A 21086-nucleotide genomic window follows, 5' to 3' on the forward strand; every position below is an offset into this window, starting at 1 on the left:
AGCGCCCGGCGCACCGCGAGAAGTCGCAACAAAGGACACGAGTGCTTCGAACGGGTGTGGACAACACCGTCGCTTTACTCTTACGGTCCATCCACGCGGACGTCGACTCGCAGCAGGTCCACGGCCCAGGAGGCACTCCTATGACCGCTGTCTCGCCGAAACCGGTAGTGGCGCGCCCTTATCCGGCACACCGGCCGCGCAAGGGGTCCGCGCTGATCAAGATGCTCCACACCACGGATCCCAAGGACATCGCCATCCTGTACCTGGTGACGTCGTTCGGGTTCTTCCTGGCCGGTGGAGCCATGGCGCTGCTGATGCGCGGAGAGCTCGCGGTGCCCGGGCAGCAGTTCCTGTCCAACGAGCAGTACAACCAGCTGTTCACGATGCACGGCACGATCATGCTGCTGCTGTACGCGACGCCGATCCTGTTCGGCTTCGCGAACTACATCGTGCCGCTGCAGATCGGCTCGCCCGACGTCGCTTTCCCGCGGCTGAATGCGTTTTCCTACTGGTTGTTCCTGTTCGGGGGTCTGACCGTACTGTCGGGGTTCCTCACCCCGGGTGGCGCGGCCGACTTCGGCTGGTTCGCCTACGCGCCGCTGCACAGCGAGACGTTCTCGCCGGGGGCCGGTGGCAGCCTCTGGGCGATCGGCCTGATCCTCTCCGGGCTGGGCACGATCCTCGGCGGCGTCAACTTCGTCACCACGATCGTCTGCATGCGCGCGCCCGGGATGACGGTGTTCCGGATGCCGATCTTCACGTGGAACATCCTGGTCACGGTGATCCTCATCCTGATCGCCTTCCCGCTGCTCACGGCCGGCCTGTTCGGCATGCTCGCCGACCGGCACCTCGGCACCCACGTCTTCGACCCGGCCAACGGCGGGGCGATCCTGTGGCAGCACCTGTTCTGGTTCTTCGGCCATCCCGAGGTCTACATCGTGGCCCTGCCGTTCTTCGGCATCGTCACCGAGGTGATCCCGGTGTTCAGCCGCAAACCACAGTTCGGCTACCGGTTCCTGGTGTTCGCGACGATCGCGATCGGCGCCCTGTCGGCGGCCGTGTGGGCCCATCACATGTACGCCACCGGCGCCGTCCTGCTCGCGTTCTTCTCCTTGACGACGTTCCTCATCGCCGTGCCCACCGGGATCAAGTTCGTCGCCTGGGTCGGCACCATGTGGAAGGGAAAGATCACATTCGAGACGCCGATGCTCTTCAGTGTCGGGTTCCTGATCACGTTCCTGCTCGGTGGCCTCACCGGGGTACTCCTGGCGTCCCCACCGGTCGACTTCCACGTCTCGGACACGTACTTCGTGGTGGCCCACTTCCACTATGTGCTGTTCGGCACGATCGTCTTCGCCACGTACTCCGGGATCTACTTCTGGTTCCCGAAGATGACCGGTCGGATGTTGGACGAGACGTGGGGGAAGGTCCATTTCTGGCTCACGTTCATCGGGTTCCACCTGACGTTCCTGGTGCAGCACTGGCTGGGCAACGAAGGTATGCCCCGCCGTTATGTCGACTACCTGCCGACCGACGGGTTCACCACGCTGAACATGGTGTCCTCGATCGGGGCGTTCGTGCTGGGGGCCTCCACGCTGCCGTTCATCTGGAACGTGTTCCGCAGCTACCGGTTCGGCCGGGTGGTCACCGTCGACGACCCGTGGGGCTTCGGCAACTCGCTGGAGTGGGCCACGAGTTGCCCGCCGCCGCGGCACAACTTCACGGAGCTGCCGCGGATCCGCTCGGAGCGTCCGGCGTTCGAGCTGCACTACCCGCACCTGGTCGAACGTTTCCGCGAGGAGGCGCACGTCGGTCAGCGCGCGGGTGCGTCGGAACGCATGGCCCATGAGGTCGGCGAGGAGCAGCAGCCCCAGGACGATCCCCGCGCGCGCTGACGCCGCGGCTATCGGCCCGTCGCGGCCCGCTGCGCGACCAGCCGGTGCGCGGTGATCACCAGGTCGGGTTGCCGGACCTGCACGTCGCACCGGAGATCCGGGGCACCTCGGGCGAGAACGTGTCGACGAGCACGAGCCCGGCCACGTCGTCGGGGTACGTCTGTGCGTAGAGGCGGGCGAACACCCCGCCCAGCGAGTGCGCCACGAGGATGTAGGGCCCCGGTACGCGCGCCGCGGTGAGCAGTGCGTGCAGGTCGGCGACGACGTCGCCGGCTGTACGCGGCATCGGTGCCGGGCTCGTGCGGTCGGTCACCGTGCCGGGGCGCTCGGTGTAGCGCGGGGTCCCGGGGCGGTCGTAGGCGCAGACCCTTGCCGTGCGCGCGATGCCTGGCAGCACCGGTTCGGCGGAGACCGGCGGCGCGGCACCGGGTGAGGGAGCGGCGCCCGCGCAGGCGGGGACGCCGCAGAGCACGGCGAGCAGCAGGGCGGCGGACGCGGGGTGTCGCGTGGTCACCCGGTCACTCCGAGCGGTGGACGGCACGGGAGGCGGATCAGCCGAAGTCGACGATCTGCAGGTTGAGCGGCAGCTGGGCCCGGTGCGGCCCGCTGAGCAGGCCACGGTCGACGGGCGCGGCGGGCGCGTCGGGCTTCGTGGTGTCGGCGAGGACCGCCTCGTCGGTGACGACACCCTGGCCGGTGAACCCGGTGAAGACGAACGGCAGCCCGTTCGACTCCAGGGGCGACGGGCCGTCCATGACGTGGAAGTGCAGGTGCGGGGCATCGGTGTTGCCGGTGTTGCCGAGCAGCCCGATCACGTCTCCGGCCCGCACACGATCACCGGCCCGCACGCGGGGCGACCCGGGCTGCAGGTGCGCGTAGAAGGCGTAACGACCACCGCCGATGTCCACCACGACGTGGTTGCCGCCCGCCGTGGCGATCGTGATCCCGGCGGGCAGCCTGCCGGGCGTCTGCTCAGGCATCCCGTCCACCACCGTCACCACGGTGCCGTCGGCGACGGACAGGATCTCGTCGCCGAAGTACCGGAACGACGCGTTGTCCGTCGGTGGGCCGGAGTACAGCCGGTCGGTGTCGTCGAGCTGCACGAAGTCGATCGCGAACCGCTCGGGAACGTGCACCGTGCCGTCGATCGCCAGTGTCGCGCCGCGGTGGGCGGTGATCGCGTCACAGCAGCCGTTGCCCGCCACCCAGCGGGGCCCGCGCAGCGGGGGAGAGAGCGTCACGGCCGGCCCCGGGGCCACCGGGACGGGCACGCCGGTGAACTCGATGTTCTGCGGGGCGGGCGGAGCCGGGTCGGTGTCGCGCGGACCGACGTCCTCGGGCGCCTGTGCCTGCTGGAGGGCGAGCGCGAACCGGTGGCGGACGAGGCCGGGCAGCGGCGCGTCCGATGCCATCGTGGCGTCGAGGAACAGCGTGCCGTACTCGCCGGGTCGCAGGGTGGCCCCTGCCGAGTCGCCGGACGGCCGGAACATCCGGGCCAGCGCATCGCCCTCCAGCGTGGTGACGACGGCGTCGGCGCGGGAGGCATCCAACGTCGTGACGCTGCGCAGCTGCACGTCCTGGCTGCTCTGGTTGGCCATCGCGAGCTCGTAGGCCAGGTGCATGCGGTTGTCGGCGCCGAGCACCGGAGCCACCCCGGCGAGCGGGAAGACCGCGATGGGGCTGAGCACCGCCGCGGCGCTCTGCCCGGCAGCCGCGGGCGCGGACGGGGCGGCAGGCGCTGCTGTGCACGCCGCGCCGCAGGCTGTGAGGACGCCTCCGAGCGCCACCACGACACGCGTCGCCCGTGATGCCGTCATGGCCGCTCCCTCGAGGCGCGCCGTCCGCTGCTGACCTCACAACCGTCCCGGCAGTATCACCGACGCTCACTGACCCCACCATGACACAAAAGCGTCGACCTGCCTCGTGAGTGCCATCCTGTCACTCTGGGCTCCTACGCTGGGCTGATGCCGATCGCACATCCGCCGTCCGAGAACAGCGGGGAGTCCCGCCCGCTCCCGGTCAACCCCGTCTTCTCCGCCGAGCCACTGGTGGTGCCGCGCCACGCGCTCGCCGAGCAGGGGATCGACCCGGTGATCGCCTACCAGATCGTGCACGACGAGCTGATGCTCGACGGCAACGCGCGGCTCAACCTGGCCACCTTCGTCACCACCTGGGCCGAGCCGCACGCCCGCACGCTGATGGCGGAGTCCTTCGAGAAGAACATCGTCGACAAGGACGAGTACCCGCGCACCGCGGACCTCGAGCTGCGCTGCGTACGGATACTCGCCGGGCTGTGGCACGCGGCCGATCCGCTGGCCGCGCCGGGCTGTTCGACCACGGGGTCGAGCGAGGCCTGCATGCTCGGCGGGCTCGCGCTGAAGCGGCGGTGGCGCAACGCCCGGCTCGCCGCCGGCCGGCCCGCGGACCGGCCCAACATCGTCATGGGCGTCAACGTGCAGGTGTGCTGGGACAAGTTCGCCAACTACTTCGACGTCGAGCCACGGCTGGTACCGATGGCACCCGGGCGCCACCACCTCACCGCCGAGGAGGCGGTGGCGCAGTGCGACGAGAACACGATCGGCGTGGTCGCGATCCTCGGCTCGACGTTCGACGGCAGCTACGAGCCGGTGGCCGAGATCTGCGCCGCCCTCGACGCGCTGCAGGAACGCACCGGACTCGACATCCCCGTGCACGTCGACGGGGCATCCGGCGCGATGATCGCACCGTTCTGCGACCCGGATCTGGAGTGGGACTTCCGGTTGCCGCGGGTGGCGTCGATCAACACGTCGGGGCACAAGTTCGGGCTGGTCAGCCCCGGTGTGGGCTGGATCGTGTGGCGCGACGCGGCTGCCCTGCCCGACGACCTCGTCTTCCGGGTGAACTACCTCGGGGGTGACATGCCGAGCTTCGCCCTGAACTTCTCGCGTCCCGGCGGCCAGGTGATCGCGCAGTACTACCTGTTCCTGAGGCTGGGCTTCGACGGCTACCGCCGGGTGCAGCAGACCTGCCGTGACGTCGCCATGTCGCTGGCGTCGCGGATCGGGGCGCTGGGCCCGTTCCGCCTGATCACCGACGGCAGCGAGCTCCCGGTCCTCGCGTTCACCCTGGCCGACGACGTCACGAACTACTCGGTCTTCGACGTGTCCGCAGGTCTGCGCGAGGAGGGCTGGCTCGTCCCCGCCTACACGTTCCCTCCCGATCTCACCGAGCTGGCGGTGCTGCGGATCGTCGTGCGCAACGGGATGTCGCACGACCTCGCCGACCTGCTGATGGACGACCTGAGCCGGGTGCTGGACCGGCTGAGGTCGCAGCCCGCACCGCAGCGCGGACCCGAGGCGGCCTCCTTCGCCCACGGCGCAGGCCCGGGACCCGCGGCTCCTACGGCGAGCGGCGCAGCTCGCTGACCGGCGGCGCCGCGGCGAACAGGTCGACGATCCGGTCCCAGCGGTTGCGCTTCCCCGGAGGGAAGCGGGCCCGGGCGCGGGCCAGCCGCCGCTCGTCGTACCGGCGGGTGGCCCACGGCGAGGACGGCCGCGCCAGCCGCAGGGCCGCCACCATGGCCAGCAGTGGGACGAACACGCCGATCACCCCGAGCACCGTGCGGCCCTTGAGGACCGCGACGAGCGCGAAGGCGAGGTTGACCACGATGGTGATCGTCAGCCCGACCGCGTCCTCACCTGTGTCGGCGTCGAACGGGGAGGCGCCCACCAGGAGCAGGATGCCGATCACGAACGCGACCAGGACGGCGTCCACCGAGCTGCGGCCCTCCCGCGCCCAGTAGACGTCGTCGAGCCGCAGCCAGAGCGCGAACTCGTCGAGCGTCAGTGCCGCACCGGCGCCGAACAGCACCGCCAGCACGTCGGCCCACGGCGCGTCGGGACGGTAGGCGAACTCGGCGGTGCCCACGCCGAGCAGCAGGAAGATCCCGTACACCTGGTGGTGCACGTGCACGCCGCCCAGGCTCGCGTTGCGGAACGGGCCGCGGCCGCGGCGGATGGCGTGGGTGACCGCCCGCGTGGCGAGGAAGGTGATCAGGAACGCGCCCACCATCCACCCGACGAGCGCGTGGGTACGCGTGAACTGAGGCAGCAGTTCGAGGTCGAGGCCGGTCACGGGGGCACCTCCCGTCGTCCGACGACCGGGGCACCGGTCGCCCCGAACGTGTCATGTCCTGCGGCTTTCCCGCCGGGACGTGCCACGATCCTGGCACGTCCCACCGCCGCTGACCGGGATCGGAGCGCTCGATGGCCGGATACCACGACGAGACCGATCGCGTCGGCGCCCGCCGTCGGCCGCCACGCTGCAGCGGCCGGATCGACGTCTCCCGGCTCTGGGTGGGTGGCCTGGCCACCGCCGCGGTCGCCGCGTTGATCGGGCTGGTGGGAGTGCTCATCGTGCGCGTGGTCCTCCGGATCGCGCTCTACGCCCCGAGCACGGCCGGCCCGTTGGGCGACACCGACACCGCCGTGCTCTGCGGGCTGGCGGCCGTGGCCGCTCTCGCCGTCACCGGTCTCGCCCACCTGCTCCTCATCGGCGCACCCCGGCCGATGGACCGCTTCGCCTCGTTGGTCGGGCTCCTCATCGCCATGGCCGCTGTCGTGCCGTTCCTGTCGCCCGTGCCGATGAGCGTCGCCGTCGCCACCGCCGCGATCCACCTGGTGATCGGGCTGGCCATCGGCACCCTCGTCTCCGGCGCTGCGGCCGCCGCCGTCGGCCCGGCGCCGCAGCGGCATCGGTTCGAGTTCGAGGAGGACCAGTTCGCCTCGTGAGGCCCGCTCAGCAGGACGCCCGCGCCGTCGTGGCCGGTCAGGCTCGCGCCATCGCGGACGCCTGGTCGCCGGTGGACGCCCCGGCCGGTTGGTGGCTCACGGCGGAGACTCTCGTGGCGATCGCGGAGGAGGACGTGCTCCTCGATCTCGCCGCCGCGATCCCGCTCGACCGCCTGCCGCCGCTGCTGCTCGGAGCGGCGGTGAGCTTCCTGGTACGGGAGCGACGCTCCCCGATGGCCCGCCACTACCCCGAGCCGGGTGGCGGTCAGCCCCCGCGAGATCCCGGCTTCCGCGCGGAGCTCGTCGACTTCGCGCGGACGGAGCGGGATGCGCTCGCGGAACTGTGTGCCACCCACCGCTACCAGATGAACGAGGTGGGCCGCTGCGCCGACGTGCTCCCCGTGCTCACCACGATCGCCGAGGAGGACGACCGCCCGCTGGCGGTGGTGGACCTGGGCACCGGCGCCGGCCTCGGGCTGCACCTGGACCGCTACCACTACACCTACCGGATCGCGGGCTCGCCCGACCGGACGACGGGGGACCCGTCCTCGCCGGTCCGCCTGACGTGCGAGGTGCGGTCGGGGGGCGACCGCCTGCCCGTGCCGTCCGCGCTTCCGGTGGTGACCGACCGGGTGGGGGTGGACGTCGAGCCGCTCGACGTCGCCGATCCGCACACGTTCGCCTGGCTGGCCGCGTGCGTCCCGCCCGAGGCAGGTGCCGTCACGCGGTTCGCGGCCGCGGCGGCCGTCGCCCGCGCCGATCCGGCACGCGCAGTGCGCGGGAACGTCCTCGACGTGCTCGGGGACGTCGTCGCGTCGATCCCGCCCGAGGTGCTGGTCTGCCTCGTCGACACCTACGTGCACGTCTTCCTGCCGCCGGCCGACCTGCTGCGGTTCGACCGCCTCCTGGCGGACCTCGGACGCCGGCGCGACCTGGAGTGGATCTCGGTCGACCCGCTCGTTCCTCTCGGCCCGGATGCCCGGGCCGGTGTGCAGGGCCTCGACGTGCCGGCCGGCTGGGTGCGCGACGCCCGGGACGGTGGCGTCTTCGGGGTGATCGGGCGGGTCCGGGTACGCGGAGGGCGGCGCAGCGGCGCGCTGCTGGGCCGGGCCCATCCCGGCGCGGCCTGGCTGGAGTGGCGCTGAGCGCGCGCCCCGTCAGCGCAGCTTGACCGTGCGCACCGCCAGCGCGGACGCCACGGCGGTCCAGGCCAGCAGCACGAGCACCTGCGCGCCGCTCGGTGCGTGGCCGCCGACCAGTGCCGCGCGCAGGCCCTCGGCCAGCGCCCCGGACGGCAGCGCGGCGCCGACGGCGGCGAGCGGCCCGGGAAGCATCCCGAGCGGGACGACGATGCCGCCGGCCAGCAGCAGGACGAACCAGACCAGGTTGGCCACGGCGAGGGTGATCTCGGCCCGCAGCGATCCGCCGAGGAGGATCCCCAGCGAGCCGAACGCGGCGCAGCCGAGCAGCAACAGCAACAGCGCCCAGGCGAGCCCGGAGGGCGCCGGGCGCCAGCCCAGTGCCACGGCGATCACGCCGAGCACCACCACCTGCAGCGCGACCGTGCCCAGCACCGCGACGAGCCGTCCCGCCACCAGCAGCCAGCGCGGCAACGCGGTGGCTGCGAGCCGCCGGACCACGCCGTAGCGGCGGTCGAAGCCCAGCGCGATGGCCTGCCCGGTGAAGGCCGTGGACATCACCGCCAGCGCGAGCACACCGGGCACCACGGAGGCGATCCGCGGTTCCGGCAGCGGCACCACGTCGAGCGTGCTCAGCCCGACCAGCAGCACGACCGGGATCAGCAGCGTGAGCAGCACCTGCTCGCCGTTGCGCAGGGCGAGGCGCATCTCGGTGCCCGACTGCACGGCGAGCATCCGCAGCGGCGCACCGGCGCCGGGCCGCGGGGCGAAGGTGCCCGGTGGGAAGCGGTTCACGAGCGAAGCTCCCGTCCGGTCAGCTCCAGGAAGACGTCCTCGAGGCTGCGTCTGGCCACCTGGACGTCGTCGGCCAGCGCCCCCTGCCCGGCGCACCACGTGGTGATGGTGGACAGCACCGCGGGGTCGATCCGGCCCCGCACGACGTAGCGCCCGGCGATCGGTTCGGCCGCCCCGTACCCGGTGGGCAGCGCCGCGATCAGGCCGTCGACGTCCATGCCGGACCGGGCCCGGAAGCGCAGCTCCTGCTGCTCGGTGGTCGAGGTGAGCGCGGTGGGGGAGCCCTGCGCGACGACCCGGCCACGGTCGACGATCACCACCTCGTCGGCGAGGGCCTCGGCCTCCTCCATGAGGTGGGTGGTGAGCAGGACGGCCACCCCGTCGCGGCGCAGCGCCTGGATCAGGTCCCACACGACCCGGCGAGCCTGGGGGTCCATCCCGGCGGTGGGTTCGTCGAGGAACACCAGCTCCGGGCGGCCGACCACGGCGCAGGCCAGCGCGAGCCGCTGCTGCTGCCCGCCCGACAGCCGCTTGTACGGGGTGCGGGCGCAGCCGTCGAGGCCGAGCACGTCGGTGAGCCACCCGACGTCGAGCGGGTGGGCGGAGCAGGCGGCGACCAGCCGCAGCATCTCGGCGGCGCGGACGGTGGGATAGGCGCCGCCGCCCTGCGGCATCACGCCGATCCGGGCGCGCAGCGCATCGGGCGCGTCGGCCGGATCAAGGCCGAGTACCCGCACCTCACCGGCGTCGCCGCGCAGGAAGCCCTCGCAGATCTCGACGGTGGTGGTCTTGCCTGCACCGTTGGGACCGAGCAGGGCCAGCACCGATCCGGCGGCCAGGTCGAGGTCGAGCCCGTCGACAGCGACGGTGCGTCCGTACCGCTTCACCAGCCCCCGGACCGCGACGGCGGGCGGCGGAGTGTTCACGGCGGTCCAGTCTAGTGAGGTGAGGGGTCCGGCTCCCGAGCTGGCACCCGGCCCGACCACGCGTCGACGTCTGCGCCCTGCTTCCCGGCGAGCTGGCGCCGCTGCACGAGGAGAACCAGCACGAGCATGACGATCCCGGCCAGGATAGCCATCGGCAGCTGGTAGGCGCGGAAGCTGAAGTCGGCACCCGTGGGCGGCACGAGCAGGGCGAGCACGGCGGACGCGGCCAGCGCGGCCCGCCGGTAGTGGGGCAGACCCTGCGACGCGGCGAGCGGTATCGCCGCCCAGAGCAGGTACCAGGGATGCACGATCGGGCCGAGCAGCACGACCGCACCCAGCCCGGCGCCCATCCCCGTGACGGGGTCGAGCCGGCCGCGGAGGCTGGCCAGCAGCAGCATCAGCACCACGATCCCGGCGGCGAGACCGCCCAGGCCGCGGGTGAGCACCAGCACGCTGTCGGTGTGGTCACCCAGGCCGCCCAGGATGCCGATCTGGCCGCCGATCAGGCCGAGGTCGGTGGACACCGACATCCAGCTGCGGATGAGGCTCGGGGTGTCGAGCGTGGTGACCCACCCGAGCCCGAGCCCGGTGACGAGCGCGAGCGCGGCGTAGCCCACGACTGTGACGGCGGCGAGCGTTCCGGCGGACACCGCGACGTCACGCAGCCTGCCGCCGTGGCGCCTGGCCCATTCGGTGCCCAGGAAGCCGAGCGCCAGCAGCGCAGGCACCTTCACCGCCGACGCCCCGACGATGAGCAGGGCCCCGAACAGGAACCTCGTATCGAGCACCCGTGGACCCGCCCGGAGGCCGACCTCCATGCCGGCCAGCATCAGGCCGATCATCAGCGACTCGTTGTGGATGCCGCTGACCAGGTGGAACAGCACCAGCGGGTTGGCCGCGCCGAGCCACAGCGCGAGCCCCGCGTCGAGCCCGCACCGACGGGCCAGGCGGGGCAGCGCCCAGACGATGAGGCCGACGCCCAGCAGCGCCAGCACCCGGTGGGCGAACAGGCCGAGTACGACGTCGTTGCCCGTGAGCGCCGTGATGCCGCGGCCGAGCCAGAGGAAGAGCGGCCCGTACGGCGCGGGGGTGTCCCGCCAGATGGTGGGGATGCTGCGTGTCAGCGGATCGTCGACGCCGAGGGCCTGGGCCGGGCCGAGGACGTACGGGTCGAGCCCGCGCGCGAGGATCGCGCTCTGCGCGAGGTAGCTGTAGACGTCGCGGGAGAACAACGGAGGGGCCACGGCCAGCGGGATCGCCCACAGCACCGCCGTGCGGGCCAGCTGCGCGCGGTTCGGGGCCGGTGGGACGGCGCCGTTCCACCGGAGCATCTTGCCGATCCACAGCCAGGCGAGCACCAGCATCCCGATGCCGGCATAGGTGATGGCGATGGCGATGGTGGCATTGCGGCTGGGCAGACCGAGCAGCCGCAGACCGAACAGCGGGTTGGGCACGGGGAGCGCGCCGGATCCGAGTGCACCGACTCCCATCAGCAGGGTTCCGGTCAGCCCCAGCCGGCGAGCGGCCCGGCTGGGGTCGCGCGGGGGTGCCTCGACCGGGACCGGAGCGCGTGCGCCGTCCAGCTCCCCTGCGACCATGCCTGCAGCGTAGCGAGCCTGTTTCGGAGTGAGCGTGGTCACCCGCAGCAGGTGGGCTTTGCCCCGTAGCGGCAAATACGCAACACTGGTGTTGTGAAAAGCGGTCCACAGCCGACGGTCGACGCCCACGAGGGGCAGTCGAGCGTTGACGGCCGCACCCGGGCGGGTGTGGCGCGCCTGCTGATGGAGCAGGGGCCGATCACCGCCACGGCGGTGGCCGCCGAGCTCGCGCTGTCCGCTCCGGCCGTCCGGCGTCACCTCGACGCGCTCATCACGGCCGGTGAGGCAGAGGTGCGCGAGGCGTCCCGCCGGGGGCCGCGTGGCCGGGGCCGCCCGGCCAAGCACTACCTGCTCACCGACGCCGGGCGCGCCCGGTTCGGGCACGGCTACGACGATCTCGCCGTGGCCGCGCTGCGCTATCTCGCCGAGCACGGGGGAGAGGCGGCGGTACGCGGGTTCGCGCGCAGCCGCGTCGAGAACCTGCTCGGCGGAGCGGGGGCGGAGCAGGTCGCAGCCGCCCACGGCCGTGATGCGCGAACCGGTGCACTCGCGGACGTGCTCACCACCCGTGGCTATGCCGCACAGGCCCGCGAGGCGGGTTCGGGCGTGCAGCTGTGCCAGCACCACTGCCCGGTGGCCCACGTGGCCGCCGAGTTCCCGGTGCTGTGCGAGGCTGAGACCCAAGCTTTCGCCGAGCTGCTCGGCACCCACGTGCAGCGCTTGGCCACCATCGCGCGGGGCGACTCCGCGTGCACCACCCACGTTCCGCTGGAAGCTCCCGAAGACCGGCGGGGTTACACGACCACCACCACGATCTCGACAGGCACGTCCCTGAGAGGGAGGCAGTCCGAATGACGACCGCTCCTGAGGCACTTACCCAGGAGGAGACGCTCGCGACGCTCGGCCGCTACGACTTCGGCTGGGCCGATCCGGACGCCGCCGGCGCCACTGCACGTCGCGGCCTGTCCGCCGACGTCGTCGCCGACATCTCCGCACTGAAGAACGAGCCGCAATGGATGCTCGACTTCAGGCTCAAGGCGCTCGACCTGTTCGAGCGCAAGCCGATGCCGCGCTGGGGCGCCGACCTCTCGGGCATCGACTTCGACAACATCAAGTACTTCGTGCGCTCCACGGAGAAGCAGGCCACGTCCTGGGACGAGCTGCCGGCCGACATCAAGAACACCTACGACAAGCTGGGGATCCCGGAGGCCGAGAAGGCCCGCCTGGTGTCCGGTGTCGCGGCGCAGTACGAGTCGGAGGTCGTCTACCACCAGATCCGTGAGGACCTGGAGCAGCAGGGCGTGATCTTCCTCGACACCGACACCGCGCTCAGGGAGCACCCCGAGCTGTTCCAGGAGTACTTCGGCTCGGTGATCCCGTCCGGGGACAACAAGTTCTCCGCGCTCAACTCGGCGGTGTGGTCGGGAGGCTCGTTCATCTACGTCCCCAAGGGCGTCAAGGTGGACATCCCGCTGCAGGCCTACTTCCGGATCAACACCGAGAACATGGGCCAGTTCGAGCGCACGCTGATCATCGTCGACGAGGGTGCCTACGTGCACTACGTCGAGGGCTGCACCGCGCCGATCTACAAGTCCGACTCGCTGCACTCGGCCGTGGTCGAGATCATCGTGAAGAAGGGCGGCCGCTGCCGCTACACGACGATCCAGAACTGGTCGAACAACGTCTACAACCTGGTGACGAAGCGGGCCAAGGCCGAAGAGGGCGCCACCATGGAGTGGGTCGACGGCAACCTCGGCTCCAAGGTCACCATGAAGTACCCGGCCGTCTGGCTGATGGGCGAGCACGCCAAGGGCGAGGTCCTGTCCATCGCGTTCGCCGGTGAGGGCCAGCACCAGGACGCCGGGGCGAAGATGGTGCACCTCGCGCCGCACACGTCCTCCACGATCATCTCGAAGTCGGTGGCGCGTGGCGGTGGCCGCACGTCCTACCGGGGTCTGGTGCAGGTCAACCCGCGGGCCCACCACAGCCGCTCCACGGTGAAGTGCGACGCCCTGCTGGTCGACACGATCAGCCGGTCCGACACCTATCCCTACGTCGACGTCCGCAACGACGAGGTCTCGATGGGCCACGAGGCCACGGTCTCGAAGGTCAGCGGCGACCAGCTCTTCTACCTGATGAGCCGCGGGCTGACCGAGGACGAGGCCATGGCGATGGTCGTGCGCGGGTTCGTCGAGCCCATCGCGCGCGAGCTGCCCATGGAGTACGCGCTGGAGCTGAACCGACTCATCGAACTGCAGATGGAGGGCTCCGTCGGATGACGGTTCCTAGTAGCGCACCCGAGGTTGCAGGGCTCGCACCTGAACTCGCGGGTGCGAAGAAGGGGCAGGGCGAGTCGCCGATCGCGTCGGCGAGCGAGCGCTTCACCGCCTACGACGTCGAGGCCTTCGAGGTCCCCGGCGGGCGCGAGGAGAACTGGCGCTTCACGCCGCTGCGCAGGCTGCACGGCCTGCACGACGGCTCGGCGACGTTCGAGGGCACGGCGACGATCGACGTCGCCGCTACTGAAGGCGCCACCGTCGAGACCGTCGGCCGTGACGACGCGCGGATCGGCGAGGGCGGCGTTCCCGCCGACCGCGTGGCCGCTGCCGCGTGGTCGACGTTCCGCGAGGCCACCCTGGTGACGCTCGACGGCACCCCGGCCCCGGTCACCGTCACCGTCACGGGCCCGGGGGCGGGCGCCACCGCGGCCGGGCACCTGCAGCTGCGCACCACGCCCCACAGCGAGGCCACCGTCGTCGTGGAGTACCGCGGCTCGGGTGTGCTCGCCGACAACCTCGAGGTGGTGCTGGGCGACGGGTCCCGGCTCACCCTGGTGGTCACCGGCGAGTGGGCCGACGACGCCGTGCACGTCGGCGCGCAACACCTGTCGATCGGGCGCGACGCGGTCCTGCGCGCCACCTCGGTGGCGCTGGGCGGCGACCTGGTGCGGATCAGCCCCACCGTGAAGTACCGCGGTCCCGGCGGCGACGCCGAACTGGCCGGGCTCGGCTTCGCCGACGCCGGGCAGCACCTCGAGCAGCGGCTGCTGGTCGACCACGCGGTGCCCAACTGCACGTCGAACGTGGTCTACAAGAACGCGCTGCAGAGCACGAAGGGCCTCACCGCCCACACCGTGTGGATCGGCGACGTGCTCATCCGCGCGGCCGCGGAGAACACGCGGACGTTCGAGCTCAACCGCAACCTCGTGCTCACCGAACACGCGCGCGCCGACTCGGTGCCGAACCTGGAGATCGAGACCGGCGAGATCGCCGGTGCCGGCCACGCGAGCGCCACGGGCCGGTTCGACGACGAGCAGCTGTTCTACCTGCAGAGCCGCGGCATTCCCGAGGACGTCGCCCGCAGGCTCGTCGTGCGCGGCTTCTTCGGCGAGATCCTGAGCCGGATCACCCTTCCCGAGCTGCGCGAGCGCCTGGAAGCGGCGATCGAGGCCGAGCTCGCCGTCATCGGCGTCTGACGCCACACAACCACACGGAGCACTGACACCATGTCCACCTTGGAGATCAAGGACCTGCACGTCTCGGTCGCCACCGACGACGGCGCCAAGGAGATCCTGAAGGGCGTCGACCTCACGATCCGCGCCGGCGAGACCCACGCGATCATGGGCCCGAACGGGTCCGGCAAGTCCACGCTGGCCTACGCCATCGCCGGGCACCCGAAGTACGAGGTCACCTCGGGCGAGGTCACGCTCGACGGCGAGGACGTCCTCGCGATGACCGTCGACGAGCGCGCCCGCGCCGGCCTCTTCCTCGCCATGCAGTACCCGGTGGAGGTCCCGGGCGTCTCGACGTCCAACTTCCTGCGCGCGGCGGCCACCGCCGTCCGCGGCGAGGCGCCGAAGCTGCGCACCTGGGTCAAGGAGGTCAAGGGCGCGATGAGCGACCTCGACATCGACTCCGACTTCGCCGAGCGCAACGTCAACGAGGGCTTCTCCGGCGGCGAGAAGAAGCGCCACGAGGTGCTGCAGCTCGCCCTGCTCAAGCCGAAGATCGCGGTGCTCGACGAGACCGACTCCGGCCTGGACGTCGACGCGCTGCGCGTCGTGTCCGAGGGCGTCAACCGCTTCCGGGCGGGCGGCGACACCGGCGTCCTGCTGATCACGCACTACACGCGGATCCTGCAGCACATCACGCCCGACGTGGTGCACGTCTTCGCGGGCGGTCGCATCGTCGAGTCCGGCGGCCCGGAGCTGGCCGACGAGCTGGAGAAGACCGGCTACGTGCGGTTCGCCGGTATGGCCGCCGACAGCGCGGTGACCGAGGCCGCGGTCTGATGACCACGATCGAAGGGTTGGACGTCCAGAAGGTACGGGCGGACTTCCCGATCCTCACGCGCACCGTTCGCGAGGGGCGGCCGCTGGTCTACCTGGACTCCGGGGCCACGTCGCAGCGGCCCCGCCAGGTTCTCGACGCCGAGCGCGCGTTCCTCGAGCAGCACAACGCCGCGGTGCACCGCGGCGCCCACCAGCTCGCCGAGGAAGCCACCGACGCCTACGAGTCGGCGCGGGCACGCATCGCCGCGTTCATCGGTGCCGGGCCGGGCGAGGTGGTGTTCACCAAGAACGCCACCGAGGGCATCAACCTCGTCGCGTACGCCATGAGCAACTCGAGCATCCGCACGGGCCTGGGCCCGGAGTCGGAGCGCTTCGCGCTCGGGCCCGGCGACGAGGTCGTGATCACCGAGCTGGAGCACCACGCCAACCTGGTGCCGTGGCAGGAGCTGTGCCGGCGCACCGGTGCCACCCTGCGCTGGTACTCGATCACCGACGATGGCCGGGTGGACCTCGACTCGATCGAGCTCACCGAGCGCACCAAGGTGGTGGCGTTCGCCCATCAGTCCAATGTGCTCGGCACGATCCTGCCGGTCGCGGAGCTGGTGCGCCGCGCCCGCGCGGTCGGGGCACTCGTGGTGCTGGACGCGTGCCAGTCGGTGCCGCACATGCCGGTGAACCTCGGCGAGCTCGACGTCGACTTCGCGGTGTTCTCCGGGCACAAGATGCTCGGGCCGTCCGGCGTCGGTGTGCTCTACGGGCGCGGCGAGCTGCTGGCCGCGATGCCGCCGTTCCTCACGGGCGGCTCGATGATCGAGGTGGTGCGCATGGAGCACACCACCTACGCCGCACCGCCACAGCGGTTCGAGGCAGGCGTGCCGATGACGTCGCAGGCCGTGGGCCTCGGCGCGGCCGTCGACTACATCAACGACATCGGCATCGACGTGATCCACGCCCACGAGATCGCACTGGTCCGCCAGGCCATCGACGGGCTCGCGGCCGTGCCGGGCGTCCGGATCATCGGGCCGCAGGACATCACCGACCGCGGCGGCGCCGTCGCGTTCGTGGTCGACGGGGTGCACGCCCACGACGTCGGCCAGGTCCTCGACGACCGTGGTGTCGCCGTGCGGGTGGGTCACCACTGCGCCTGGCCATTGCACCGCAGGTTCGGCGTCGCCGCTACCGTGCGGGCGTCGTTCCATGTGTACAACACACCTGATGAGGTCGCCGCCCTGGTCGAGGGTGTGCAGGCCGCGCGCGAGTTCTTCGGAGTAGTGAGCTAGCCGTGCAGTTGGAGCAGATGTACCAGGAGATCATCCTGGACCACTACCGCACACCGCACGGCGCCGGACTGCGCGAGCCGTTCGACGCCGAGTCGTTCCAGATCAACCCCACCTGCGGCGACGAGATCACCCTGCGCGTCAAGCTCGACGGTGACACCGTGTCGGACGTGTCCTACGAGACCCTGGGTTGCTCCATCAGCCAGGCGTCGGCGTCGGTGCTCACCGATCTCGTCGTCGGCCGCTCGGTCGAGGACTCGATGCGGGTGCTCACGGCGTTCCAGGAGATGGCGCAGGGGCGCGGCCAGGTGGAGCCGGACGAGGACGTGCTCGGTGACGGCGTCGCGTTCGCGGGTGTGGCCCGCTACCCGGCACGGGTCAAGTGCGCGTTGCTCGGATGGATGGCGTTCAAGGATGCCGTCGTCCGCACCGCGCAGACGCAGGACGCCCCGCAGACACAGGCAGCGCGCGATCCCGAGGAGGCACAGTCATGAGCGAGACCACCGAGACCACCGCGACGACGGAGACCACCGGCACCCCCGGTGCCGGCGACGAGGTGGTGCGCGGCGCGGCCGGCATGCCCGAGCCCCCGGCTCAGCGTGCCGAGGAGCCCTCTGTCGACGACCTCGAGGAGGCCATGCGCGACGTGGTCGACCCCGAGCTGGGCATCAACGTCGTCGACCTGGGCCTGGTGTACGGCATCCAGGCCGAGGGCGGGGTCGCCACCATCGACATGACTCTCACGTCGGCGGCCTGCCCGCTGACGGACGTGATCGAGGAGCAGACTCGGGCCGCCCTCACCGGCACCGCCGGCCTGGTCGACGACATCAAGATCAACTGGGTCTGGATGCCGCCGTGGGGGCCGGACAAGATCACCGAGGACGGCCGCGAGCAGCTGCGGGCGCTGGGCTTCCGCGTCTGACGCACCCGCCCTCTCGACGAACGGCACTTTCATCCGGTACGTCCGGATGATGGTGCCGTTTGTTTTTTGTCCGGATTCGGTCTTCCGGTATGCCGGCCAATACGTTCTTTTTGTCCGTATAGCCGTTCCATTTTGGTAAAGTGATTCAGATCACGCCGGTTTCGGGAACGGATATCCTAGTCTGATGATTCTGTCATAAAGCCGTACAGCGGCGCGCGACGTGATCAGGATAAGGAGTCGGCCGATGCCCGGTAAGATCAATTTTGTATGTTACTCCAGCCGGGCCTCGGGAATGCTGTCCGCTACCTGCACGCAGTGACAGCGGGCGACTGCCGACCGTGATGTCGACAGGTTTCGTGCCCATTCTGTCGCAGGTCTTCCCGGCGGTCGACCGGTCTTGCCACGACATCTGACGGGTTGTGCTGCTACCCGGCCGCGAACATGGTCGGGTGCAGGTCATCGGCCTGCGAAGTCATGGCGGGGCGGTTGCGCTCAGGCCGTCAGCTCGCAAAATCGAATCCGCCGAGCTGATATCCGTGAGGGGTCGGCGGTACAGCAGCTCCGCCCTACGGAGCAGTTTCGGCCTACTGAGAACAGATGACCCGTACACGAATTGGAGGAGCGACCGCCATGCCCCACGACATCAAGAAGGCGCGGCGCCGTTGCCGGCCCGGAGGGGTGTGCGAATGAGTGCGGAAGCATCCCCGGCCGGTGCGCCGTCGGGTGGCGGGTCCGGGGCGCTCAGTGCCGGTGGTCCCGCCAAGGGGGACGTCGGGACGCTGCGTGCGCTGTGGCGGTTCCGTTCCTACGGGCAGTCCGAGCTGCGGCCGTTGTTGTTCGGGGTGGGGATGCGCGGTTGTGAACTCGCCGCGGACCTGGCTGCGCCGTGGCCGCTGGCCCTGGTGATCGACGACCTGATCCGAGGCCAGCACAAGAGCGGTCCCCTCCGGTACGTGGCCCAGTGGTTCGGTGGGTCGGCGGTGGCCATGCTCGCGGTCGCCGCGGTCGCTGTGCTGGTGATCACCGTGGCATCCGGCCTCTTCGACTACCTGGGTGACCTGTTCATGAACGGCGCGGGCGAACGGATCAGCTCGCGCATCCGCTCCGACGTGTTCGGGTACATGGAGCGGCTGCCGCAGGACTATCACGACCACCACGCCATCGGTGAGCTGACGAGCCGGGTGGTGACGGATACCGAGCGGATCGAGGGCAGCCTGACCGATCTGTTCTCCACGCTGGTTCCCGGTGTCCTCGCGCTGGTCGGCACGGCGGCAGTGCTGATCTCGGTGGAGTGGCGCCTCGGGCTGATCATGCTCTGCGCGGCGCCGTTGGTGTTCCTCACCGCGGTCCGCTACGCCCGGTTGACGCGCGTGAACTCGCGCCAGCGCCGGGCGGCGGTGGGGGAGCTGACGGGCTTCGTCACCGAGTCGCTGCAGGGCATCCGCACGGTGCACGCTTTCGGCAGCCAGGACCTGGAGGACCGGCGTTTCGGTTCGACGAACAAGTCGGTGTTGAACCTCGGGCTGCGCGGGGTGGATCTGAGCGCCCGGTTCACCCCGGCGCTGGAGTCGGTGGCCGCGATCGGAACCGCGGTGCTGCTCTTCGTCGGTGGTTTCGGGGTGCTGCAGAGCTGGTGGACGGTCGGGTTGCTGGTCGTGGTGACCAGCTACCTGCAGAACATTCTCAAGCCGATGAAGGACCTGGCGAAGCTGCTCCCGAGCTTCACCCAGGCCGCCGCCTCCGCGGAGCGGATCTCGGCCATCCTGGACCAGCCCCAGGAACACCTCGGCTCCATCAGCGGGCTGCCCGGCCGGGTCAGCGGTGAGATCGAGCTGCGCGATGTGGGCCTGGACTACGGCCGTGGCCCGGTGCTGAACGGCCTCAACCTGACCATCCGCGCCCAGGAACGTATCGCGCTGCTGGGCGACAACGGCGCCGGGAAGTCCACGACACTGTCGCTGATCGGTGGCCTGTACCGGCCCACCTGCGGGCAGGTGCTGCTCGACGGGCTGTCGGTGCCCGACGCGCCCGAGCACTGGCTGCACCAGCAGGTGGCGATGGTTCTGCAGGACACTTTCCTGTTCTCGGGCACGCTGGCCGACAACCTGCGTTACGGCCGGCCCGACGCCACCGACGACGAGGTAGCGCGGGTCGCCGAGAACGCGCTGGTCAACGAGTTCGCCGACCGGCTGCCCAACGGCCTCGAGACCACCATCTCCGCCGGCGGGATCGGCCTGTCGGGCGGCCAGCGCCAGCGCGTCGGGATCGCCAGGGCCCTGCTGGTCGACGCGCCGGTGGTGCTGCTGGACGAACCCACCGCAGGGCTGGACGTGAATGCTGAGGAGCTCGTGGTGCAAGCACTGACCCGGTTGGTCGAGGACCGCACGGTGATCATGACCACCCACCAACCCGCACTGACCCGGCTGGCCACGCGCACGGTGCACCTGCGCCGCGGTGGCGTCCTCGACGAGCCACCGGCCCTGCCCGTCGAGAAGCCACTGACGGAGATGCTGCCTGCTGATCTGCTGCCCGCCGAGGAAGCGGTGACCCCGGGGGTGCGCGGATGACGACCACGACGAGCGGCTGGCCGCACGCGGGAGAGCCGACCCCGGCACAGCACGTGGTGATGATCATCCGGCACGCGGAGAAGCCCGGCCATGCCGGCACTCCACGCGGCATCACCCCGGAGGGGCAGTTCGACCGGCACTCCCTCACGGTGTACGGGTGGATCCGGGCGGGGGCTCTGGTCGGGCTGTTCGCCCCGTCCCGGGGAGAACCGCCTGCCGGCCTCCATCGGCCGGACACCGTGTACGGCACGGCGTACGAGAACGGCCACAGCAAGCGGTCGGTGCAGACGGTGTCGCCGCTGGCCGCCCGGCTCGGGCTGGACGTGGTCAGGCGCTACGCCGCGGGCGACGAGGCGCACCTGGCCAGGGAGCTCAACGCCCGCCCGGGTGCCACCGTGGTGGCCTGGAACCACGAGAACATCCACAGCATCGTCGAGCAGTTGGGCGACGTGACCCCGGCCCCGCCCACCCACTGGCCTCGTGACCGTTACGACGTCGTGTGGACCTTCACCCGCAACGGGAACGGCTGGCGGTTCGAGCAGATACCGCAGATGCTCCTGCCCGGCGACCTCCCCTACCCGATCGCCGACCCGGTACCGACCGGGCCGGTCACGGTGTAACCGGGCGCCAACCTCCGCGCGGACGCGCCGGGTGCCGCGGCCGTCATGATCGTTGCGTGATTCGGCTGTTCGCCCTCCGGAGGGCGGACATGCGGATCTCGAGCCGATCTTGGTGACCGGCGGGGGCGAGTCGGCCGCAGAAATCGGGCGACTCGCCGGGGTCCGGGGCGGCGGCTGGTGGGCGTGAGGTGTGGCTGTTCGCCCTGCTGGGGGCCGGAACGCGGGTCTCGTGCCGATCATGCAACGCGCTCCGGTCCCGGCGTACAGGTCAGGAACTGACCTGTACG

19 protein-coding genes are annotated in these 21086 nt (G+C 71.0%); 13 read left to right on the forward strand and 6 right to left on the reverse strand.

Annotation, left to right across the window (positions count from 1 at the left end; genetic code table 11):
- Positions 1 to 140: 140 nt before the first annotated feature.
- Positions 141 to 1895: an aa3-type cytochrome oxidase subunit I gene (gene ctaD / locus AC5L35_RS11830; RefSeq protein WP_495059624.1), complete on the forward strand. Its 1755-nt coding sequence runs from the start codon at positions 141 to 143 to the stop codon at positions 1893 to 1895.
- A 55-nt stretch (positions 1896 to 1950) separates the two neighbouring features.
- Here the strand turns inward: ctaD and AC5L35_RS11835 are convergent, their stop codons facing one another.
- Both AC5L35_RS11835 and AC5L35_RS11840 read right to left on the reverse strand, forming a co-directional pair.
- On the reverse strand, positions 1951 to 2409 hold the full coding sequence (locus tag AC5L35_RS11835; protein WP_495059625.1) for an alpha/beta fold hydrolase: 459 nt from the start codon (positions 2407 to 2409) through the stop codon (positions 1951 to 1953).
- A gap of 37 nt (positions 2410 to 2446) precedes the next feature.
- Positions 2447 to 3712 (reverse strand): M23 family metallopeptidase, encoded by a 1266-nt coding sequence (locus tag AC5L35_RS11840; protein WP_495059626.1) that lies wholly within the window; start codon positions 3710 to 3712, stop codon positions 2447 to 2449.
- Positions 3713 to 3859: 147 nt separating this feature from the next.
- Between AC5L35_RS11840 and gad the strand changes: the two genes are divergently transcribed.
- Positions 3860 to 5299 (forward strand): glutamate decarboxylase, encoded by a 1440-nt coding sequence (gene gad / locus AC5L35_RS11845; RefSeq protein ID WP_495059627.1) that lies wholly within the window; start codon positions 3860 to 3862, stop codon positions 5297 to 5299.
- On the opposite strand, the gene AC5L35_RS11850 is transcribed toward gad, so the two are convergent.
- A complete protein-coding gene (locus AC5L35_RS11850) occupies positions 5274 to 6008 on the reverse strand; it encodes a hypothetical protein (protein WP_495059628.1) in 735 nt (244 codons plus the stop codon). The two genes, gad and AC5L35_RS11850, sit on opposite strands and share 26 nt — an antisense overlap.
- A gap of 131 nt (positions 6009 to 6139) precedes the next feature.
- Between AC5L35_RS11850 and AC5L35_RS11855 the strand changes: the two genes are divergently transcribed.
- Together AC5L35_RS11855 and AC5L35_RS11860 are read left to right on the forward strand one after the other, a co-directional pair.
- Positions 6140 to 6664, forward strand: a complete 525-nt coding sequence (locus tag AC5L35_RS11855) for a DUF6069 family protein (RefSeq protein WP_495059629.1) — start codon at positions 6140 to 6142, stop codon at positions 6662 to 6664.
- Positions 6661 to 7809 (forward strand): DUF2332 family protein, encoded by a 1149-nt coding sequence (locus AC5L35_RS11860; RefSeq protein WP_495059630.1) that lies wholly within the window; start codon positions 6661 to 6663, stop codon positions 7807 to 7809. Before AC5L35_RS11855 ends, AC5L35_RS11860 begins: the two co-directional genes overlap by 4 nt.
- Before the next feature lie 12 nt (positions 7810 to 7821).
- Here the strand turns inward: AC5L35_RS11860 and AC5L35_RS11865 are convergent, their stop codons facing one another.
- The 3 genes from AC5L35_RS11865 to mptB are packed head-to-tail and all read right to left on the reverse strand — an operon-like array spanning position 7822 to position 11122.
- On the reverse strand, positions 7822 to 8538 hold the full coding sequence (locus tag AC5L35_RS11865; RefSeq protein ID WP_495059842.1) for an ABC transporter permease: 717 nt from the start codon (positions 8536 to 8538) through the stop codon (positions 7822 to 7824).
- 56 nt (positions 8539 to 8594) lie between these two features.
- Complete coding sequence (locus tag AC5L35_RS11870) at positions 8595 to 9524, reverse strand: ABC transporter ATP-binding protein (RefSeq protein ID WP_495059631.1); 930 nt, start codon at positions 9522 to 9524, stop codon at positions 8595 to 8597.
- A gap of 11 nt (positions 9525 to 9535) precedes the next feature.
- Complete coding sequence (mptB, locus tag AC5L35_RS11875) at positions 9536 to 11122, reverse strand: polyprenol phosphomannose-dependent alpha 1,6 mannosyltransferase MptB (protein ID WP_495059632.1); 1587 nt, start codon at positions 11120 to 11122, stop codon at positions 9536 to 9538.
- Positions 11123 to 11197: 75 nt separating this feature from the next.
- Here mptB and AC5L35_RS11880 point away from each other — a divergent pair, with 75 nt between their 5' ends.
- The 9 genes from AC5L35_RS11880 to AC5L35_RS11920 all read left to right on the forward strand — a co-directional run bounded on the left by AC5L35_RS11880 (position 11198) and on the right by AC5L35_RS11920 (position 20799).
- Complete coding sequence (locus tag AC5L35_RS11880) at positions 11198 to 11977, forward strand: helix-turn-helix transcriptional regulator (RefSeq protein ID WP_495059843.1); 780 nt, start codon at positions 11198 to 11200, stop codon at positions 11975 to 11977.
- Positions 11974 to 13401 (forward strand): Fe-S cluster assembly protein SufB, encoded by a 1428-nt coding sequence (gene sufB / locus AC5L35_RS11885; protein ID WP_495059633.1) that lies wholly within the window; start codon positions 11974 to 11976, stop codon positions 13399 to 13401. The genes AC5L35_RS11880 and sufB overlap by 4 nt, the downstream gene beginning before the upstream one ends.
- Positions 13398 to 14597 (forward strand): Fe-S cluster assembly protein SufD, encoded by a 1200-nt coding sequence (gene sufD / locus AC5L35_RS11890; RefSeq protein ID WP_495059634.1) that lies wholly within the window; start codon positions 13398 to 13400, stop codon positions 14595 to 14597. Before sufB ends, sufD begins: the two co-directional genes overlap by 4 nt.
- A 30-nt stretch (positions 14598 to 14627) precedes the next feature.
- Positions 14628 to 15413 carry a Fe-S cluster assembly ATPase SufC gene (gene sufC, locus AC5L35_RS11895; RefSeq protein ID WP_495059635.1) on the forward strand — a complete coding sequence of 262 codons (786 nt, stop codon included), beginning with the start codon at positions 14628 to 14630 and terminating at the stop codon, positions 15411 to 15413.
- Positions 15413 to 16693, forward strand: coding sequence for a cysteine desulfurase (locus tag AC5L35_RS11900; protein ID WP_495059636.1), 1281 nt, complete (start codon positions 15413 to 15415; stop codon positions 16691 to 16693). Before sufC ends, AC5L35_RS11900 begins: the two co-directional genes overlap by 1 nt.
- Before the next feature lie 2 nt (positions 16694 to 16695).
- Positions 16696 to 17184 carry a Fe-S cluster assembly sulfur transfer protein SufU gene (sufU, locus tag AC5L35_RS11905; protein WP_495059637.1) on the forward strand — a complete coding sequence of 163 codons (489 nt, stop codon included), beginning with the start codon at positions 16696 to 16698 and terminating at the stop codon, positions 17182 to 17184.
- Positions 17181 to 17612 (forward strand): metal-sulfur cluster assembly factor, encoded by a 432-nt coding sequence (locus AC5L35_RS11910; RefSeq protein WP_495059638.1) that lies wholly within the window; start codon positions 17181 to 17183, stop codon positions 17610 to 17612. The genes sufU and AC5L35_RS11910 overlap by 4 nt, the downstream gene beginning before the upstream one ends.
- A 686-nt stretch (positions 17613 to 18298) precedes the next feature.
- Positions 18299 to 20179, forward strand: a complete 1881-nt coding sequence (locus AC5L35_RS11915; RefSeq protein WP_495059639.1) for an ABC transporter ATP-binding protein — start codon at positions 18299 to 18301, stop codon at positions 20177 to 20179.
- Positions 20176 to 20799, forward strand: coding sequence for a hypothetical protein (locus tag AC5L35_RS11920; RefSeq protein ID WP_495059640.1), 624 nt, complete (start codon positions 20176 to 20178; stop codon positions 20797 to 20799). Before AC5L35_RS11915 ends, AC5L35_RS11920 begins: the two co-directional genes overlap by 4 nt.
- Positions 20800 to 21086 lie beyond the last annotated feature (287 nt).

Source organism: Pseudonocardia sp. OZ21 (assembly GCF_059359135.1).

What these genes read in the sequence shown, in the direction of transcription:
- ctaD (WP_495059624.1), top strand. Translation starts at nt 141, where the DNA reads ATGACCGCTGTCTCGCCGAAACCGGTAGTGGCGCGCCCTTATCCGGCA.
- AC5L35_RS11840 (WP_495059626.1), bottom strand. Translation starts at nt 3,712, where the DNA reads ATGACGGCATCACGGGCGACGCGTGTCGTGGTGGCGCTCGGAGGCGTC.
- gad (WP_495059627.1), top strand. Translation starts at nt 3,860, where the DNA reads ATGCCGATCGCACATCCGCCGTCCGAGAACAGCGGGGAGTCCCGCCCG.
- AC5L35_RS11855 (WP_495059629.1), top strand. Translation starts at nt 6,140, where the DNA reads ATGGCCGGATACCACGACGAGACCGATCGCGTCGGCGCCCGCCGTCGG.
- AC5L35_RS11865 (WP_495059842.1), bottom strand. Translation starts at nt 8,538, where the DNA reads ATGCTCGCCGTGCAGTCGGGCACCGAGATGCGCCTCGCCCTGCGCAAC.
- mptB (WP_495059632.1), bottom strand. Translation starts at nt 11,122, where the DNA reads ATGGTCGCAGGGGAGCTGGACGGCGCACGCGCTCCGGTCCCGGTCGAG.
- sufB (WP_495059633.1), top strand. Translation starts at nt 11,974, where the DNA reads ATGACGACCGCTCCTGAGGCACTTACCCAGGAGGAGACGCTCGCGACG.
- sufD (WP_495059634.1), top strand. Translation starts at nt 13,398, where the DNA reads ATGACGGTTCCTAGTAGCGCACCCGAGGTTGCAGGGCTCGCACCTGAA.
- sufC (WP_495059635.1), top strand. Translation starts at nt 14,628, where the DNA reads ATGTCCACCTTGGAGATCAAGGACCTGCACGTCTCGGTCGCCACCGAC.
- AC5L35_RS11900 (WP_495059636.1), top strand. Translation starts at nt 15,413, where the DNA reads ATGACCACGATCGAAGGGTTGGACGTCCAGAAGGTACGGGCGGACTTC.
- AC5L35_RS11910 (WP_495059638.1), top strand. Translation starts at nt 17,181, where the DNA reads ATGAGCGAGACCACCGAGACCACCGCGACGACGGAGACCACCGGCACC.
- AC5L35_RS11915 (WP_495059639.1), top strand. Translation starts at nt 18,299, where the DNA reads ATGAGTGCGGAAGCATCCCCGGCCGGTGCGCCGTCGGGTGGCGGGTCC.
- AC5L35_RS11920 (WP_495059640.1), top strand. Translation starts at nt 20,176, where the DNA reads ATGACGACCACGACGAGCGGCTGGCCGCACGCGGGAGAGCCGACCCCG.